The organism is Pasteurella sp. P03HT (assembly GCF_054052285.1).
Window position 1 is genome coordinate 71,789 of the sequence record NZ_JBSIUM010000004.1, and the last position, 19,845, is coordinate 91,633.

Sequence of the window (19,845 nt, forward strand, 5' to 3'; positions counted from 1 at the left end):
ATTACATCTCAATTTCTAAATCTTCTTCAACCTGACAACAGCATAGTAAAATTTCATCAGGTTGAATAAAGGCAAGGGGCGGTTCTTTATAGGAAACCTTGCCTTTTCTTATTTTGACGCGACATGAACCACAATAGCCTGAACGGCATTGATATTCGTGAAAAATCCCTTGGTTTTCTAAATGCGTAAGCAACGATGTGTGATTATGATGTTCTAGGGTTATCTGACGATGAATGAGGTGAATCTTCATATCCGAGCTAAATGATAAAATATGAGAAAAAATAACCGCACTTTTAGACTAAGTAAAAGTGCGGTCTGTTTTAGCGGTAAGATTAAAGATCAAAATCACCAAAATCTTTTGTATCCACTTTAGAGTCAATTTGACCAACGAGATATGAACTAACCTCCACTTCTTGTGGGGCAACTTGTACGTTGTCTGACACTAACCACGCATTGATCCAAGGAATTGGGTTGGAGCGAGCTTGGAAAGGAAGAGGCAAACCGACAGCTTGCATACGGATATTCGTAATATATTCTACATATTGCACTAAAATATCACGGTTTAGCCCAATCATTGAGCCATCTTTAAACAAGTAATCTGCCCATTCTTTTTCTTGTTCTGCCGCAGCAACAAATAATTCATAGGCTTCTTGTTTGCATTCTTCAACAATTTCTGCCATTTCAGGATCATCTTGACCTGATGCCATAATATTAAGAATGTGCTGAGTTCCTGTTAAGTGCAACGCCTCATCACGCGCAATAAATTTGATAATTTTCGCATTACCTTCCATTAACTTACGCTCTGCAAACGCGAAAGAACAAGCAAACGATACATAGAAGCGAATCGCTTCAAGGGCATTTACACTCATTAAACACAAGTAAAGTTGGCGTTTTAGGTTACGTAATGTCACCTTACATTCCTGTCCATCTACGGTATAAGTGCCCTCGCCATACAGCGTGTACAGTTGAGTATCACGGATTAGATCATCGTAATAACATGAAATGTCTTTTGCACGTTTGATAATTTCTTCGTTTGTCACAATATCATCAAAAATCACAGAAGGATCGTTCACAATATTGCGAATAATATGTGTATAAGAGCGTGAGTGAATAGTTTCAGAGAAAGTCCAAGTTTCAATCCATGTTTCTAATTCTGGGATAGAGACGAGGGGTAATAACGCCACATTTGGACTACGACCTTGAATCGAATCTAACAAGGTTTGGTATTTTAAGTTACTGATGAAAATATGCTTCTCATGTTCAGGTAAGGCTTGATAATCAATCCGATCTTGTGACACATCAACTTCTTCTGGACGCCAGAAAAATGACAATTGTTTTTCAATTAATTTTTCAAACGTTTCATATTTTTGTTGGTCATAACGTGCCACATTAACATTTTGACCAAAAAACATGGGTTCTTTTAATTGATCATTTTTATTTTGCGAAAACGTTGTGTAAGCCATGATTGATATTCTCCAGTAATGAAAAGTACGGAGAAATGAACCGCACTTTTAAGGTATAAATCGTTATCTTGTATTTTACCCAAGTCACAAAATTTAAGCTAGAGAAATGACAATATTTCTCATTTATTGAACAATTTGAACAAGAAATGAAACGACCATCTTGCCATAAAACATCAGCACCTAAGTTGGTGCTGATGTGAGAGGAGAGCCTGTTATTCTTTTGGTAAGCGGGTAACGGAGATAATTAAACCGCCCCAGATGATAGCCAAAGCAACGACCATCATAATAATTGCGCTAATACTCATTGTTTCTCTCCTTTTGTTGAATCATTTAAGTGTTTCCAAGGTAAACGTGATAATAAATATGCAATCACACCTAAACCAATGGCCATTCCCCAACCGAATGTGTTGACGAACCAATCTGGATAGCCACCGTATCCTTCAGTTGCGACTTTATTGATTTCAGTAAATAACATATACACTAATACGGTTGAGGTGACAGTACCAATAAGCACACGCCATACAATCCCCACTTTGAAAGAAGAGGTTTCATTGATATGGGCGGCTAAACCTGATAACGATTCATTAATCAAGACTGCGTAAATTACCATTAAACCTACTGCCACAATACCGAAGCTATTGACGAATTTATCGAGGACATCAAGTACAGGTAATCCAGTAGTGGTACCAAACAATAAGATAGAAATAAATGCCATAGGGGTACACACTGCTGCCGTGGCAATAGAACGACGTAATCTGAGTTTATCTTGTACTGCCGCAATAATAACTTCTAAGATTGACATCAAAGAAGTTATACCTGCGAATAATAGCGAACCAAAGAATAATACACCAATGACTGCGCCGAATGGGGCTTGGTCAATGATAGCTGGAAATGCGATGAACGCTAAACCAATACCCGATGTTGCGACTTCGCTCACTTCTTTTCCGCCAGCGGCTGCCATAAAACCAAGCGCAGCGAATACCCCAATGCCTGCGAGGAGTTCGAAACTGCTGTTTGCAAAACCCACCACAAGTCCTGAGCCTGTTAAATCACTTTGCTTTTTCAAATAAGAGGAGTAGGTGATCATAATCCCAAAGCAAATTGATAATGAGAAGAAAATTTGTCCGTAGGCGGCAACCCAAACAGTAGGCTCTAATAATTTAGACCAATCTGGTGTGAATAACGCATCTAAACCTTTGCTCGCACCGGGTAAGAAAAGAGCAGTGATGACAAGAATGACGAACATCACTGTCAATAATGGCATAAAGAATGCGGATGATTTACCAATCCCTTTTTGTACACCTAATGCCAAGATAACAAGGATGAACAACCACACTGCAATCAATGGACCCGTAATACTGCCGACAAAGTCAAGCCCGACTGACACACCTTCTGCCATCTGCAAATAATCTTTAAAGAAGAAACTTGCAGGATCAGCTCCCCAAGCACTATTTAAGGAGAAGAACGTATAAGATGCCGCCCAACCTAAAATCACAGCATAGTAAATGCCGATGATCACGTTGATCATCACTTGCCACCAGCCAAACGTCTCAAAATTTTTATTGAGTTTACGGAAAGCAAGTGGTGGAGAAGCGCGATATTTGTGACCGATCGCATAATCTAAGAATAAAAGTGGAATTCCCGCGGTTAAAAGTGCAACTAAATAAGGAATGATAAATGCTCCACCGCCATTTTCATAAGTCACATAAGGGAAACGCCAAATATTTCCCAATCCAACGGCAGACCCAATTGCTGCAAAAATAAACGCCTTACGTCCAGAGAACGTTTCGCGGCTTTGAGATGATGTTGTCATGATAGCAACCTTTGTTTTTGTTTGTTTTAGTTAAAAAAATGTTAGGATTTAGAAATATAATGAAATATTAGGTTGAGTCAATAGGCATAAATGCTTTCTTTTGTAGAAGAAATTTTTAATTACTAGTGGAATATATTGCATTTTTGCTTATGTTTAGATTTTCATTCTAAAAAGATGGAATTAACAAATTTAACAACTAGATTTTGATGACGAAAAAAGAACAAAAAGCTAGCAAAAATATGTCAAAAAAAATGCGCTTCTTTTAAAAAAGAAGCGCACTTTCAGTTGCTTAGATTGGTGTATGAGCCGTTTAGATTTTACATGCTCCGCCTGAGCAGCCGTCATCAATATCTTCTTGACCGTCATCGGCACCGTCACGGGTATTTTGGTAATACAGTGTTTTTAAACCGTATTTATAGGCAGTCAATAAATCGCCTAATAAACGTTTCATTGGCACTTTACCGTCCTCAAAACGTTGTGGATCGTAGTTAGTATTCGCAGAAATTGATTGATCAACGAATTTTTGCATGATCCCAACTAAATGGAGATAGCCATTGTTATCGGGTAAGTCCCATAACAATTCATAATTATCACCGAGAGTTTCATATTCTGGTACAACTTGTTTTAAGATACCGTCTTTTGAGGCTTTTACACTGACATGACCACGTGGTGGTTCAATACCATTTGTTGCATTAGAGATTTGTGATGACGTTTCTGAAGGCATCAACGCCGTTAATGTTGAGTTACGTAAGCCAAATTCTTGAATGTCTTTGCGTAAGGTTTCCCAATCATAATGCAATGGCTCTTTAGTTAACATATCAATGTCTTTTTTATAGGTATCAATAGGCAAGATACCTTGTGAATACGTCGTTTCATGAAAATACTCACAGGCACCTAACTCTTTGGCTAAGTTCATTGACGCTTTTAATAAATAATATTGAATAGCTTCAAACGTACGATGAGTTAAGTCATTTGCACTGCCATCAGAATAACGCACACCATTTTTGGCTAAATAGTATGCATAATTGATGACCCCAATACCTAATGAACGACGAGAAAGTGAACTTTTCTTCGCTGCAATAACAGGATAGTCTTGATAGTCAAGCAACGCATCTAAAGCACGTACGGCTAAATCAGATAGCCCCTCCAATTCGTCTAAATTATCCAGTTTACCTAGGTTGAATGCGGATAACGTACAGAGCGCAATTTCACCATTTTCATCATGGAAATGTTGTAATGGTTTAGTAGGCAGCGCAATTTCTAAACATAAGTTAGATTGACGAACAGGCGCAACTTTCGGATCAAACGGCGAATGCGTATTACAGTGGTCAACGTTTTGGATATAAATTCGACCCGTTGAGGCACGCTCTTGCATTAATAAAGAGAACAGCTCTACCGCTTTTACAGCGCGTTTACGTACATTCGGATCGTGTTCGTATTGTAAGTAAAGTTGTTCAAATTTTTCTTGATCTGCGAAAAAGGCTTCATATAACCCAGGAACATCAGATGGACTAAATAACGTAATGTCACCACCTTTGATCAGACGTTGATACATGAGTTTATTTAATTGTACCCCGTAGTCCATATGACGTACACGGTTGTCTTCAACACCACGGTTATTTTTTAATACTAATAAGCTTTCTACTTCTAAATGCCAAATGGGGTAGTAAACTGTCGCTGCGCCACCGCGTACCCCACCTTGTGAACAAGATTTCACAGCCGTTTGGAAATATTTATAGAACGGAATACAGCCTGTATGGAAGGCTTCTCCTCCACGGATTGGACTGCCTAAAGCTCGAATGGCGCCAGCATTGACCCCAATACCTGCACGTTGTGAGACATATTTCACGATCGCAGAGGCTGTTGCATTAATTGAGTCAAGACTGTCATCACATTCAATTAATACACAGGAACTGAATTGACGTGTTGGGGTACGTACGCCTGCCATAATTGGCGTAGGCAACGAAATTTTGAAAGTCGAGGTCGCATCATAAAAACGACGAATATAATCCAATCGAGTTTCAGAAGGATACTTTGAAAATAAACTGGCAGCAACTAAGAGATAGAGGAATTGTGCGGATTCATAAATTTCACCCGTCACGCGATTTTGAACTAAATATTTACCTTCTAATTGTTTCACTGCCGCATAAGAAAAGGTCATGTCACGCCAATGGTCAAGGAAACTGTCCATCTCATCCCATTCTTCACGAGTATAATCAGTGAGTAAGGCAGGATCGTATTTTCCCATGCGGACTAATTTTTTAACGTGATCATAAAGACGTGGTGGATCAAAATGACCATACGCTTTTTTGCGCAAATGAAAAACCGCTAAACGTGCAGCTAAATATTGGTAGTCTGGACTTTCTTTGCTAATTAAGTCAGCCGCAGCTTTGATGATCGTTTCATGAATATCAGAGGTACGAATCCCTTCATAAAACTGGATATGTGAACGGAGCTCCACTTGTGAAACAGAAACATTATCTAGTCCTTCTGCTGCCCAAGTAATAACACGGTGGATTTTATCAAGATCAATGGGTTCGAGATGCCCGTCACGTTTCGTGACCATCAATGATTTGTTCATGTTGCAGACCTGTTCTTTAATGTATGAAAACACAATATCTAGTTGTGTTGTGAAAAGTTGGGTACAAGATAATGGGCTGATGAACAAAATTCAAGTAGTAAATTTTTCATTAGAATTGTTGACATGGAATAACTTATTTATAAATAAGTAAAATTTCAAAAAGCATAAAAATTGAATTATCAAAATTTGTGCAGTAGATCAAATTTTAATCTAAAGGAGTGTTTTGTTCCTTAAAAGTGCGGTCAATTTTGGCACAATTCGAATGAAAAGAGGTGTCATTTGAACGGGCTATTCTTGATTATTCAAGTACCTGAACGGGATCGCCGCAACGAATAATCCCCGTCTTCAATGGAATAAGATTAATGCCAAATAGGGGCTGACCTTCAGCACTGCGATTAATTTTTTTCAACGTCCGAAACGGCTCCATATGTGGATCCATGATGTTGTGTTCAAGGTGACGAGTCGTCAATACACAGCGTTCACACGGCTTGGCATTTAGAAAGGTGAGTTCGCCGATTTGAATTTTTTTCCATTGTTGTTCTACGAAAGGGGACTCGCCATCAATAACGAAATTTGGACGAAATTGTCGCATATCAATTGGACGAGGACAGTGAGCTTGTAGCGCATCTAGCGATCGGGATGTTGTTAATAAAATAGGGTAACCATCAGCAAATGATACAGGGATATCAGGGAATTTTTTGATCCGACGTTGAACGTGTTCACCGAGCCAACGTAACTGTACTGCTCGCCCAAGTTTATGGCTGAACCACTGATTAATGTTGTCATTAGCTACCCAGGAAAGAAAATGAGAACCCCAAACTTCACAACTTATTTGTTGTGTAAAGTCACGATAATGAACGATCAGTTTTTCCCCCAGCTTGTGCTGAACAAAAAGCCCTTGAGGAAGAGGGAGGGCAGTTAAATGATATAACGCGTGATCCTTTCTCGCGGTAATAAATGTGCCATCTTGTTCAGTTAACATAAATTCACGATCAAAATGTAATCCTTGGGGCTGTACGACAGCCTGCGATACTCCGTAAGCTTGTGTGGATTTGATCGGATAGAGGTACAGTTGCTGTAGTTGCATGATTAATCCTGATAAAGCGCGTTATAAATATGACTTTCAAATTTGACTAGAGGAGCGCGTTTAGTTTTTTGCTCAAAGTCACCCGTGGAATAGCCATTGATAAACTGTACAAACGCAACGGTTTCGCCTTTTTTATTTGTGATAAAGCCCGCTAAGTTATACACCCCTTTTAATGCGCCTGTTTTTGCCGTCAAGTTTTTGACAAGAGGGGCGTGAATTAACGATCCTCGTCCCATCAATGTACCATCCACCCCTGCGATAGGAAAAGTCTCCATTAATTTTAATTCCGATTCATGTTTCGCAATATAATCGAGTGCTTGTAATAGGGTATGTACTGAAATCAAATTATGACGTGAGAGGCCTGAACCATCAGCAATCACACTATGACCAAATTTGATCCCTGCTTTTGAGTATAAAATTTGACGCATCGCTTGGCTCGCTAATGGGAAAGATGCAGGTCGTTTATAATGGTGGTAAGCAATCGTTCTAAATAAGGCATCTGCAATTTGATTGTCTGATTTTTTCATCATTTTTTTCAGTAAATCAGGTAGCGGTTTAGATAAGTGTTGTGCCAGCAATTGCCCTTTTTGTTGCTGATACGGCTGCTTCACTTTCCCATTAAATGCAATCCCTAAACGTGTTAAGTTGCGTTGAATGATAGCGGCTGCATATGCATTCGGATCTTGAATCGCAAAACTGAGACCAAAAGGCTTATTTTGATGGGATAAACAGCCTTTAAGTTGATAACGGTTGTTATCTAACGCCATGGCATCTAATTGGCAATAAGCCGCTTCTTTGGGGCTTGCAATATAAACTTGACCAAAGACTTGCACGGGATATTGTGCGGGGATTGTAATTTTTGCTTCTTCTCCGACAGGGTAATTCGCATCTAATTCGGCGTAAAAACAGTTATTATCAATGTTGACCGCAGCAGGCGGTGCATTAAAGCACATCGTAAGATCATTCCAAATCCAACCTAACCCGCGATCATGACTAGTGAAAACGGAAGTGTCTAAAATTAAGTCTCCTTTAATTTGACGAATGTTATGTTTTTTTAATTGGGATAATAAATGATAAAGTTGACCACTGGTTAAATCTGGATCACCAGTAAAACGAATAATTAAATCACCATTTAAGGTTCCGTCTTGTATCTTGCCGTTTGTGAATAAACTGGTCTCAAATTGAAATTGTTCTGGCAGAGTTAATTTAGCCGCCAACGCCGTAAACACTTTTTGTGTGCTAGCAGGCAACATAAACGCCCGACTATTGTATTCTGCAATCACTTGATTTTGTGTTAGGTTTTTGGCAATAAACCCTAGGTTCGCTCCTTCAGGTAAGTAAGGTGCGATCTGGGCGACATCTACTTGTGCGGTCAGAGGCGGTGTAAAAAATAATCCCAAGAGAAAAAGTGATTTTTTGACAGCGTGAGGAAAAAGTGCGGTTGAAAATTGGGATATTTTATACATAATTGACTCGAGTAGTTGCTATTTTTGTGTAGACGAACAATAATAGTATTTGAATCTTCGAGAGTAAATCAATCCTTTTCTCGTAATCAATCATTTTTAATTAAACTGCAGCATCGTGAATAACAATGTTGTGGTTTTGTTTTTATCTAAAAGGAAGAAAAACAGATTATGAAACACATTCCAATGACGGTACGTGGTGCTGAGCAATTAAGGCAAGAACTTGATTTTTTGAAGAATACGCGTCGCCCAGAAATTATTAAAGCCATTGCTGAAGCGCGTGAACATGGTGATCTCAAAGAAAATGCAGAATATCACGCAGCACGTGAACAACAAGGATTCTGTGAAGGTCGCATTCAAGAAATTGAGGCAAAATTATCCAATAGCCAGATTATTGATGTCACAAAAATTCCTAATAATGGCAAAGTGATTTTTGGGGCAACGGTGATCTTATTTAATGTTGATACAGAAGAAGAAGTACGTTATCAAATTGTAGGAGATGATGAAGCTAATATCAAAGAAGGATTAATCTCGGTTAATTCACCAATCGCAAGAGGTTTGGTTGGAAAAGAAGTTGATGATGTAGTAGCTATTCAGACACCTGGCGGAAAAGTAGAATTCGAAATTGTTGAAGTAGAGTATAATTAATAAACAAGAAAAATGTTCTTGATTTAGTCTTTGTTTTTGCTAAGTAAAAAAGATAAAAAAGCGTGATTTTTGTGATGAAAATCACGCTTTTTTTATTACCATTTATTTCTCTCTTTTTGCAATGTAAATTTGATAACTCATTGATAAACAATAATAAAATGGAGAAATGTAAATTATGTTTTTTGTGTAAGTTTTAGTGATATCGGATATTACTCAACTTTACATTGTGCTTTTTCTTTATATTTCAATTGGTTATTAGATATTCTGGTTTTGCATAACATCCGATCAATTTACTTGCCTAATAATAAATGTTCCAATAGTAAGTGATTTAGAATCGTACAAATTCCTAGTGGTTAATTTGTATCCGACTGATTTAATGTTTTGACTAGTAGTTGTCACTTTAAATCGACTATCTACCTATACTATTTTTCTACCTAAAGGGGCATCTATGAATAAGGTCTATCGAGTTATATGGAGTCATGTAACAAATACTTTTATTGCTGTATCGGAGTTAGCAACTTCGAAAGGTAAAGTAAAGTCAGTTAGCGTTATACCTTCTAGCCAACAATCTCAAGTGAGTGCTAGCCTTCCAGCTACATTCAAAGTCAGTGCACTTGCGCTGGCATCGCTTATGACATTCTTACCTACTCAAGTTATGGCGCAGGATGTTACTGCTGATAATTTAAAAGTTACTGGAACATCTACTTTTACTGGTCAAGCTACGTTTAATGGCGCAGTGGTTGCAAATTCGTTAACAGTTAATGGTAAGGAAGTAGCAACTCAGGAACAAGTTAATACCGCGGTAGCAGGTAAAGCAGATCAAGCAGCTTTAAAGACATTAGAGAATACGGTTAATACTAAAGCGAATAGTACAGATTTAAAAGCTTTGAGTGATTTAGTCGCACAATTAGGTCTAGTCCCAGGCGGTGAGTATACTGGTATTAAATACTTTAAAGCTAAATCAACCAAAACCGATGCCTCAGCAACAGGTGAGGATGCGATTGCAATTGGTCCTAATGCTGTTTCTTCAAAAGAGAGCGCCGTAGCAGTAGGCAATGCTGCTATAGTTAATGCAGATAAAGCAATTGCAATGGGTCATAGTTCATACGCGGTAAAAACAGCAGATAAAGGTATTGCTATCGGTAATGATGCGCGTGTTGGTTCTAGACAGAGTGGAGATGTGGTTTATGATGGTGCATCTTCCTACGTTATCGGTCAAGGCGATGGTGAAAGCTCTGTTGCTATTGGTGATACCGCTATCAGTAGAGGTAAAGCAAGTATTGCACTTGGTAAAAATGCTTTAACTTCTAATAAAGATGCCAAAACTGAAATTTCTCAAAATAATATTGCGATAGGTACGAGTGCACAAACTATTGCAAGTAATAACTCTATTGCCTTTGGTAAATCGGCGAGAGCGAATAATGGTGCTAATTCCTCGATTGCGCTAGGTGATACAGCAGAAACTTTCGCAGAAAAAGCAATCGCATTTGGTAATATGGCCATTGCAAAAGGAGAGTCTTCTCTTGCTTTTGGCACTAATTCAAAAGCACATACTGCATCGACTATTGCGATTGGTAAAGATAGTGAAGCATTAAGTTCGCAAAGTATTGCAATTGGTGAAACAGCCCAGGCTTTACCTAATAAAACTATTTCGATTGGTTTAAATGCAGGTAAAGGTCAAGAGTCAGATAAGGATGGTACAAAACATTCACATATCAATATTGGTGAAAGTGCTGGTGCGGGAGTAAAAGGACAATACAATATTGGTATTGGTACAGAAGCAGGTATGGGCGTTGTTGGTAAAGCGAACGTAGCTTTAGGTATTTATGCAGGTACTAATTTAGCTAACTCAACGGAGACAGTAGGAGAAAACGTTTCTATTGGTAATGGTGCTAATAACTACAAAACAGCGACACCTATTCAACGAGCGACAGCTGTTGGCTCACAATCTATGACTGCTTCAGATTCATCTGCATTCGGTTATGATACAAAAGCTACAGGTGAAAAAGCGGCTGCATTTGGTTATGCATCCAAAGCAGAAGGTGATTTAGCAGTTGCTATAGGTGCAAATGCAATTGCTGGAGCAAATAATGTTGCTTTAGGTGCTAATTCTCTTGCTAGAACAATGCCAGAAGCAACAGGTTATATGACAGGTCAAAAGTCAACTTTAATTGTTTCAGTAGGTTCACAAGAAGGAAACTCTACTCAACATATTTTACGCAGATTAACTAATGTTGCAGATGGTTCTGCTGATCAAGATGCAGTAACGGTAGCTCAGTTAAAACGAGTTTCGGATGATGTTACAACTAAATTACAAGCACAATTTAATAATTTAAATCATGCTACAACAGCATCTGAAATTAAGTATGCAACTTGGACTCCAGATCCAGATGATGATGCTAAAAATAAAATTGTATTAAAAGATAACACTCGTATTTCTAATGTAGCAAAAGCAAAAGTTGCTACTGATGCAGTGAATTTAGCACAAGTACAAGATCTTCTTAGCCAAGATAAAATACACTATTTTAGCGTTAATGATAAAGATTTAACTGAAAAACCATCTAATTATGATAATGATGGTGCTGTAGGAAAACTCTCTATGGCAATTGGACAAGGTGTGATTGCTAGAGAGGAACGTAGTGTCGCTATTGGTAATAAGGCGAGTGCACATGGAGTTGGTTCAATAGCAATTGGAACTTTCTATGAAGGAAGTGATGCATTAGATGATGGCAAAGCAAGAAGTAGTGCAACCAATGCAACAGTAGCAAATCAACCATATAAATATGGTTTAGCTATTGGTGCTGGGGCTAATACGGAAGGTAATAATTCTCTTGCGATTGGTAGTTTAGCATCTGCCTCTAATCAAGATATCCAAAAAGGTAATGTAGATCGTGCAATTGCTATTGGTTATCGAGCAACATCTTCAGCACAGAAAGCTAACGCAATTGGTGATCGAGCTGTTGCCAACTCATTGACGGGGAATGCTTTTGGTAGCGAAGCATTCTCAGATGCAGCTGCTTCGAATGCAATTGGTACTAAAGCTTACGCAGGTGGTGAAAACTCTATTGCTTTTGGTACAAATCAAAACGTTAAGGGAAAAAATTCTGGCAGTATTGGTTATGCAGGTGCTGAAGCAGATGTACATAAAACTATCGTAGAAGGTGAAGGCACTTACTCCGTAGGGAATACGAACAGTACAGTTACGGCGAATGAAAGTGGTATTTTTGGTAATAGTAATGCGATTAAAGCCAAAGACAATGCGCGTGTTGTAGGTAATAAAAACTTGATTGGTGCTATTGAAGAGAAAGCACACGTTCCTGGAACACCACCAGCTTCTCCAGCTAATGACTTAAAAGATATTTATGTTACAGGTTATGACAATAAAATCAGTAGTGATAAAAAATTGGCTAAAGATTTAAGTGGCTTGTTTGTTTATGGTCACAATAATAAAGTAGCACAACTATCTAATCCAGATTCAACAGAAGAGTTTATTTTAACAAATTCATCAGTTATTGGTGCAAATAATACATTAAATACAGCGGGTTCTGACTTTTTTGTATTAGGTAATAATGTTAACGCTACACTTGGTAATTCTGTCTATTTAGGTAAAGAGTCCGCTTATACTAATGGAAATTCTACAATTGGAATGACTGCATATTCTAATATGGCAGATAATTTAAATAAATCAGGTTATACCTTCGCGGGTTCGCAGCCTGTTGGTGTAGTAACAGTTGGTGCAGAAGGTAAAGAACGTCGTGTACAAAATGTAGCGGCAGGTTTAGTAACTGAGCATAGTACTGATGCAATTAACGGTAGCCAATTATTTGCCTTAACACGCCCATTACGTTTTGCGGGTGATAACTCTACATTAACAAACCAAGATGGTAAACCAGCTACAGATGTTAATGTCGTCTCTCGTAGTTCTAATCAAGCGATTGATATTACTGGTGGTGAGACAGATACTAATAAATTGACGGCTAAAACAGATAAGAATATTGGTGTTATTGTTACTGACGATAATTCAATGGAAGTTAGACTGGCTAAGAACCTAACGAATTTAACTGAAGCAACGTTTGGTGCAGATGGTGATAAGACTGTCATCAATAAAGATGGTATGACGATTACTAATGGCACTTCAACAGTAAGCTTAACTGAAACTGGCTTAAACAATGGTAATAACAAAATTATCAATGTAGCTGAAGGTCAAGCAGATAACGATGCGGTTAATGTTAAACAGTTAAATGATCTTAAAGCAGCTGGTTTTGGGTTAGAGGCTGAATCAGGTGAGAATATCAAGAGACCTATCGGCGAAACGATTAAAGTAGTTGGTGATAAAAATGTTAACACTAAGATTTTAAAAGATAATGCAGATAAAGCAGATTCTTTAGAAATTAGCTTAGCAAATAACATTACATTAGGCACAGAACCAAAAGGCACAGTAGCTGGCGAGGCTGGTAAATTGACATTGAAAGATGACAAAGGGACAGATCGCGCGGTGCTTGATGGTGCTAAAGGTTCATTGACTTTAACAAGTGATAAACCTGATCCAACTGTACCAGGTGCTGCACCAGGAGCCGATGCAGTAACTGCAGAAATTAAAGTTCAAAGAGGTAAGGCTGATGTAGAAAATGAGCCTGCTGGCAATGATCTGACTAAGATGAAAACGCGTATTACTTATAATACTCCTGGTGTAGCGAGTGTTGAAGAAGTCGCCACATTAAATGATGGTTTAAGATTTGGTGCGAATACAGGCGATACGCTGAAAGCGAAGTTAAATACTCAAGTTGATGTAAAAGGCGCTGAGGCGAACAAAACCTGGGATAGTTTTGATGCGGGTCATAATATCATGACACAAATCAACGGTAGCACTATTACAGTCGCATTAGCCAAAGCTCTATCAGGTTTAACTAGCGCAACATTTGGCGATACTGCGGCTAATCCTAAAGATATAGCGGTGATTGATAAAGATGGTTTAACTATCACTGAAGGGGATAAAACCGTTAAGCTAACACAAGCGGGTTTAGATAACGGTGGTAACCAAATTAAAAATGTGGCGAGCGGTTTAACAAAAGATGATGGTACTGCAACGGATCTTGCTAATGCCGTGGGCACAAATGGCGTCAACGTTAATGATTTAAGAAATATCTTTAAGGGTAATGATGATCAAGGCACACCAAATACCACGGGTGGATTTGGTTTAAAAGATAAAGCAGGTAATATTTTTAAACAAAACCTTGGTGAAACAGCCCAAATTACAGGTGACGCGAATGTCAATACTAAAGTTGTCGATGGTCAAAATGGTGCAAAAGCCCTTGAAGTGAGCTTAGCGAATCAATTGACGTTAGGCAAAGCTCCTGAAGGTGCGGCAACTGCGGGTGAAGCGGGTAAAGTTACTTTGAAAGATAATAAAGGTGTGGATCGTGTTGTTGTTGATGGTGGTGAAGGTGCTATTTCGTTAACAGGTGAGCCAGCACAAGCAGGTACCAATGCACCAACAGCGAAAATCAAAGTTGCAGAAGGTGCAGCTGGTTTAGCAGAAACATCTGATGATCCGAATACACCAAATCAAAATAAGAAAACACGTATTACTTATGAGATTACTACTCCAACAGGTAAAGTTACTGAAGAGCTAGCGACCCTAAACGATGGCTTAAAATTCGGTGCGAATGATGGTGAGGTACATGATGCCAAACTTAACACACGTGTTGATGTGAAAGGGGCGGCAACAAATGTTACGTGGGCGAACTTTGATATGGGTCAAAATATTATGACACAAATCAATGGTAATACCATTACTATCGCGTTAGCCAAAGCCTTAGCAGGATTGGACAGTGCAACATTTGGTAATCCTGCAGGCGATCCAAAAGATGGTGCGGTCATTAATAAAGATGGCTTAACTATCACGCAAGGTGATAAAACAGTTAAAGTAACCGAAAACGGTTTAGATAACGGTGGTAACCAAATTGTTAATGTAGACACAGGTCTAAAAGACAATAAGGGTAATACAGTTAAGTTAAAAGAAGCAGACGGCGATGTACTGAAAAATGGTGTGAATGTTGGTGATTTAAAAAATGCGATTACTGATATTACTTCTGCAGCAAACGGTGGCTTTGGCTTGAAAGATAAAGCTGGCGTTGAGTTGAAACAAGATTTAGGCACTACTGCGCAAATTACTGGCGATAAAAATATCAATACGAAAGTTATTGATGTGACTGGTGGTAAAGCATTAGAAGTCAGCCTCGCGGATGAAATCTCATTAGGTAAAGCTGGAGCTGATGGGGTGGACGGTAAGCTTGGTGTAGCAGGTAAAGATGGTGCAAGCGTTGTCCTAAACGGTAAAGATGGTTCAATTGGTTTAACTGGTCCGAAAGGTGTTGATGGAAAATCAGTATCAACCGATATTAGCGTGAAAGACGGCAAAGCCGGCGTTGATGGTACAAACGGTGCGGACGGTACAACCAAAACACGTATTGTCTATACCTTAAAAGACAAAGAGGGTAATCCGATCAAAGACAAAGATGGTAAACCTATCGAGGAAGAAGTTGCTACCTTAAATGATGGCATGAAGTTTGTGGGTAACGATGGTAAAGAAGTGATCCGCAAGCTGAATGAAACATTAGATATTAAAGGTGGACTAGATGCTACAACGGTTGCAGATAATACAAAAGTGTCTTCTGGCAATGTAGGGGTGAAAAGCAACGCTGCAGGGACAGGTTTAGAAATCGTGATGAAAGAGCGTCCAACGTTCTCTGGTCTAGTCCTCAATGGTAAAGACGATCAAGATGTTGCGATTAAATTCGAGAAAGATGGTAAAGATGGAATGTCTCTTGCTGCAGTGACAGATAAAGATGGAAACACAACGGGCTTAACCATCAAGAATAAAGAAGGTAACCCAGGTGTCACCTTCAATCAAGATGGTCGTATTACCAATGTCAAAGATGGTACGGATGCAAGTGATGCTGTCAATGTCAGCCAGTTAGAAAAAGGTATTGCAAAAGCAACGACTAAAGTCGCACAAGGTAAAAACATTACTGTCACACCTACAACGAATGCAGATGGTAGTACAACCTATACTGTCGCAACAGAAAATGATGTGGATTTCAACTCTGTTAAAGTAGGTGACATTAACATCACGGCTGAGGGTATCAATGCAGGTGGTAAGAAAGTGACAAATGTTGCTGATGGCGATATTTCACCTTCTAGCAAAGATGCTGTAAATGGTGGTCAATTACATGTTGTGAAAGAGATCGCTGAAGCAGGCTGGCATTTAACTGCAAATGGTGAAGATTCATCGAATGTGAAACCAAAACATATTGTGGATTTAAACAATACGGATGGTAACATCGTTCTGACCAAAACAGCTAAAGACGACAAACACAATGTCACCTTTGGTTTATCTGACAACATTAATGTGAAAGAAGCGGTTGTTGTTGGTGAGAAAGGTAAAGATGGTGTACCAGCAGAAGGTGCGGTTGTCATTAGCGCGAAAGATGGTGCAGATGGTAAAGATGGTATCAGTATCGTCGGTAAAGATGGTAAAGATGCGGTCGCTATCAGCGGTAAAGATGGTATCGGTACAATCGGGCTAACGGGTCCAGCGGGTGCAGATGGCAAAAATGCCAATGCGACAATCAGTGTAAAAGACGGCGAGAAAGGCTTGTTTGAAAATGATGGTAAAGATGGCAATAGCAAAACACGTATTGTCTATAAAAAACCAGATGGCAAAGAAGAACAACTTGCTACCATGAACGATGGTTTAGTCTTTGGTGCTGATAGTGGTACGGATCATAACGCCAAACTCGGCTCAAAAGTTGAGATTAAAGGTGATGACAATATCACAACAGCGGTGGCAGGTAGCACGATTCGTGTGAAACTGAATGATAACATCAATGTGAAAGGCGTAACGGTTAAGGAAAAATTCCTGGTTGAAAAAGGCGCGACAATTAACATGGGTAACAACGTAGTTGACGGTGTAGCTGATGGTCAAGTAAGCGCAACAAGTAAACAAGCCGTAAATGGTAGCCAGTTGTATCGTGTTCAACAACAAGTGAACAACAACACGATGGCAATTAACAAACTGGGTAATCAGCTCAACAAAGTTGACAAAGATCTTCGTGCGGGTGTAGCTGGAGCAACAGCAGTTGCCTTCTTACAACGTCCAAATGAAGCTGGTAAAAGCATCGTGTCATTAGGTGTGGGTCATTATAAGAGTGAATCAGCTGTAGCAGTAGGTTACGCAAGAAACTCTGATAATAACAAGATCTCAATTAAACTTGGTGGTGGTGTGAACACCCGTGGTGATGTGAACCTCGGTGGTAGTATCGGTTACCAATGGTAATTCTGCCTTAAGGGTATAATGAAAAAGGGTATTGATTCGTCAATACCCTTTCTTTTTTGGCTAAAAATAAAACGGCAGAGAGACCGTTTTATTTTATGTATGTGTTGTGTTATTTGCGAGGTAGCTGAATGTGAGGCTCTTGGCTTGGGCGGTAAAGCACTAAAATATGACCAATTGTTTGTACTGCACAAGCACGGGTTTCACGTACGATTGCATCAATAATCAATTGCTTCACTTCGCGATCTGCCCCTGCAATTTTGACTTTAATTAATTCGTGATGTTCTAAGGCATTGTCAATTTCTGCGACGACACCTTCTGTTAACCCGTTGTTACCAATCATTACGACGGGATTGAGATGATGGGCGAGACCTTTTAAAAATTGTTTTTGTTTGGTAGATAATGTAATCGACATAATTTATCCTAATCAAAGAGAAAAAAGTGCGGTCATCTTCGCCAAAATTATTGCATAATGACCTGCGTAATTGCGCAATTCTAACCGCAAATGGCATTCAGAGAAAGCAATTTGATTCAATACAGGTAAATTACTATGCACAACACGGATTTTTATTCGTCTTTTTTATTTTCAATGAGTGTGACTCTGCCGACAGTGTTAATGTTATTGCTAGGTGTCTTGCTACAAAAACGGCGGATCGTGGATGATAAGTTTACTGGGCAAGCAACAAAAATTATTTTCAATATTACGTTACCCATCTTATTGTTTTTAAATATTACCAATAATCCCGTGGATTTTCGTCGTCAATTGCTCCCGATTACTGCGAGTTTTACGGGGACTTTGTTACTTTTTATTATCGCGGAATGGGTTGCCGCGAAGTATATTGTAGAAAAACAAGAACGAGGTACTTTTGTACAAAGTGTATACCGTGGTAATCATGGGATTCTAGGATTAGCGCTGTGTATTAATGCGTATGGGGAAGCTGGGTTGGCTCCAGCCTCTATTTATGCGGCAGCCACGATTTTCTTATTTAACGTATTGGGCGTGATTACATTAAATCGAGCGTTTTCAGATGGACGTGTCAGCATGTTGGGCATGTTGAAAAATGTGTTCAAGAACCCTTTAATTATTGCAATCGTGTTAGGTTATGTTGTAAATGGTATTGAGTTAACTTTTCCTAAAACATTACAAACAACTGGTAATTATTTAGCCAGTATGACCTTACCACTGGCACTGATTTGTGCGGGAGCCAGTGTGAAATTTAAAGGCATTGGCAGCGTTTCTCGTACGGTGCTCTGGGGGAGTACAGCACGTATTGTTATCGCCCCTATTTTGATGGTGGGGATAGGGAAACTTTTCGGCTTATCAGGGATGAATATGGGGATCTTGTTTCTAATGGCTGCCACTCCGATGGCGACAATTGCATATGCGATGGTGCGTGGCATGGGAGGTGAAGGGACCAGTGCAGCCAATATTATTGCGTTAACAACATTAGGTGCGATTGTCTCTTCTTCATTAGGCTTGTTAATTTTAACGCAGCTGGGCTGGATATAACGTACACCCATATGGACGTAAGAAGAGGCAGTTTCCTTGCCTCTGAACTTGTGTTTAATTAGACCGCACTTTGATGGTGACGGAGACCTGATCGCCAGTATTGAGCGTGTGGCTAATTCGTCCCGTTTCGATACAAACCATCGTTTTGTAGCCTGTTTGGCTCATATTACTGGTTGATTTATGCCAAGGATTCCACAGCACCACATCAGAAGCTTGATGATGGGTTAGCACAATTTGACGTGCCAACGCCTGATCGATCAGCGTTGTTTCAGGATGTTGAATCGAATAAATACAATCTACATTTTCGCTAATCACTCGAGGTGATGGAACTTGTTCTACTTGTTTTGTGATATTGCTGAGGCAGGTTGTTGGTAAACCTTGTATTTCAATTTGTTCGATCTCACCCACACGAAAGTAACTATGCAAGGCTACTTGGGCTGTTTCAGTGCCATAATGCTGGAAAGTTAATTGACAATCTTGGTTAAATACGATTTCCAGTTTTGCTTCAATCAGATGGTCATCGTCAAATAAACAGAAAACTAACCGCACTTCCTCTGAGTTAAGTTGGTAATCAGTCAGATGCCATAAGCGAATTCGGGCAGTACCATGTGCAGGGGAATTTACTGGACCAAACCAAGGGTAACAAAGAGGTATACCACCTCGGATCGCTTGACCTAATTGAAAGGGTTCTACTTCGCTTAACCAAATGACATCTTGTTGAGCAGCAGTAGGGGTCCAACTGAGTAATTGAGCTCCTTGTAGCGAGATTAGGGCTGAGCCAACTGGGTGTTGAAGTGCGATAACAGGAATTTGATTATAGTGATATAAGCACAGGGCTGGCGCTAGTTGCTTGATGAATTGGGGAGAAATTGAATGTTGCATAAAACCTCATGATACTGTTCTTTTATTCAGTATATTATTTAGCGCAGAGGGAAAATCTGCTAC

General features: G+C 39.3%; 12 protein-coding genes. 3 read left to right on the forward strand and 9 right to left on the reverse strand.

All coding sequences use genetic code 11. From position 1 onward, the window contains the following. Position 1: 1 nt before the first annotated feature. From yfaE to dacB, 7 genes are all read right to left on the reverse strand, one after another. Entirely contained in the window at positions 2-250 is a 249-nt protein-coding gene (gene yfaE, locus ACWIT3_RS04620) for a class I ribonucleotide reductase maintenance protein YfaE (RefSeq protein ID WP_457161630.1), read from the reverse strand. Positions 251-332: 82 nt separating this feature from the next. Next, the gene (gene nrdB / locus ACWIT3_RS04625) at positions 333-1,463 is read right to left on the reverse strand and encodes a class Ia ribonucleoside-diphosphate reductase subunit beta (protein WP_046338566.1); all 1,131 of its coding nucleotides are present in this window, start codon (positions 1,461-1,463) and stop codon (positions 333-335) included. Between the two features lie 212 nt (positions 1,464-1,675). Then, complete coding sequence (locus ACWIT3_RS04630) at positions 1,676-1,768, reverse strand: methionine/alanine import family NSS transporter small subunit (RefSeq protein ID WP_457161631.1); 93 nt, start codon at positions 1,766-1,768, stop codon at positions 1,676-1,678. Beyond that, entirely contained in the window at positions 1,765-3,276 is a 1,512-nt protein-coding gene (locus ACWIT3_RS04635) for a sodium-dependent transporter (protein WP_457161632.1), read from the reverse strand. Before ACWIT3_RS04635 ends, ACWIT3_RS04630 begins: the two co-directional genes overlap by 4 nt. 310 nt (positions 3,277-3,586) lie before the next feature. Next, positions 3,587-5,857, reverse strand: coding sequence for a class 1a ribonucleoside-diphosphate reductase subunit alpha (nrdA, locus tag ACWIT3_RS04640; RefSeq protein WP_457161633.1), 2,271 nt, complete (start codon positions 5,855-5,857; stop codon positions 3,587-3,589). Between the two features lie 298 nt (positions 5,858-6,155). Then, positions 6,156-6,944 (reverse strand): MOSC domain-containing protein, encoded by a 789-nt coding sequence (locus ACWIT3_RS04645; protein WP_457161634.1) that lies wholly within the window; start codon positions 6,942-6,944, stop codon positions 6,156-6,158. Positions 6,945-6,946: 2 nt separating this feature from the next. After that, positions 6,947-8,410 (reverse strand): serine-type D-Ala-D-Ala carboxypeptidase, encoded by a 1,464-nt coding sequence (gene dacB / locus ACWIT3_RS04650; protein ID WP_457161635.1) that lies wholly within the window; start codon positions 8,408-8,410, stop codon positions 6,947-6,949. A gap of 168 nt (positions 8,411-8,578) precedes the next feature. Here dacB and greA point away from each other — a divergent pair, with 168 nt between their 5' ends. Together greA and ACWIT3_RS04660 are read left to right on the forward strand one after the other, a co-directional pair. Next, positions 8,579-9,055 carry a transcription elongation factor GreA gene (greA, locus tag ACWIT3_RS04655; RefSeq protein WP_457161636.1) on the forward strand — a complete coding sequence of 159 codons (477 nt, stop codon included), beginning with the start codon at positions 8,579-8,581 and terminating at the stop codon, positions 9,053-9,055. Positions 9,056-9,503: 448 nt separating this feature from the next. After that, positions 9,504-17,393 (forward strand): YadA-like family protein, encoded by a 7,890-nt coding sequence (locus ACWIT3_RS04660; RefSeq protein ID WP_457161637.1) that lies wholly within the window; start codon positions 9,504-9,506, stop codon positions 17,391-17,393. Between the two features lie 109 nt (positions 17,394-17,502). On the opposite strand, the gene yhbY is transcribed toward ACWIT3_RS04660, so the two are convergent. Beyond that, entirely contained in the window at positions 17,503-17,805 is a 303-nt protein-coding gene (yhbY, locus tag ACWIT3_RS04665; protein WP_457161638.1) for a ribosome assembly RNA-binding protein YhbY, read from the reverse strand. 135 nt (positions 17,806-17,940) lie between these two features. On the opposite strand from yhbY, the gene ACWIT3_RS04670 reads away from it, so the two are divergent. Further along, the gene (locus ACWIT3_RS04670) at positions 17,941-18,900 is read left to right on the forward strand and encodes an AEC family transporter (protein WP_457161639.1); all 960 of its coding nucleotides are present in this window, start codon (positions 17,941-17,943) and stop codon (positions 18,898-18,900) included. 54 nt (positions 18,901-18,954) lie between these two features. Here the strand turns inward: ACWIT3_RS04670 and ACWIT3_RS04675 are convergent, their stop codons facing one another. Next, positions 18,955-19,782: a D-hexose-6-phosphate mutarotase gene (locus ACWIT3_RS04675; RefSeq protein ID WP_457161640.1), complete on the reverse strand. Its 828-nt coding sequence runs from the start codon at positions 19,780-19,782 to the stop codon at positions 18,955-18,957. Between the last annotated feature and the right edge of the window lie 63 nt (positions 19,783-19,845).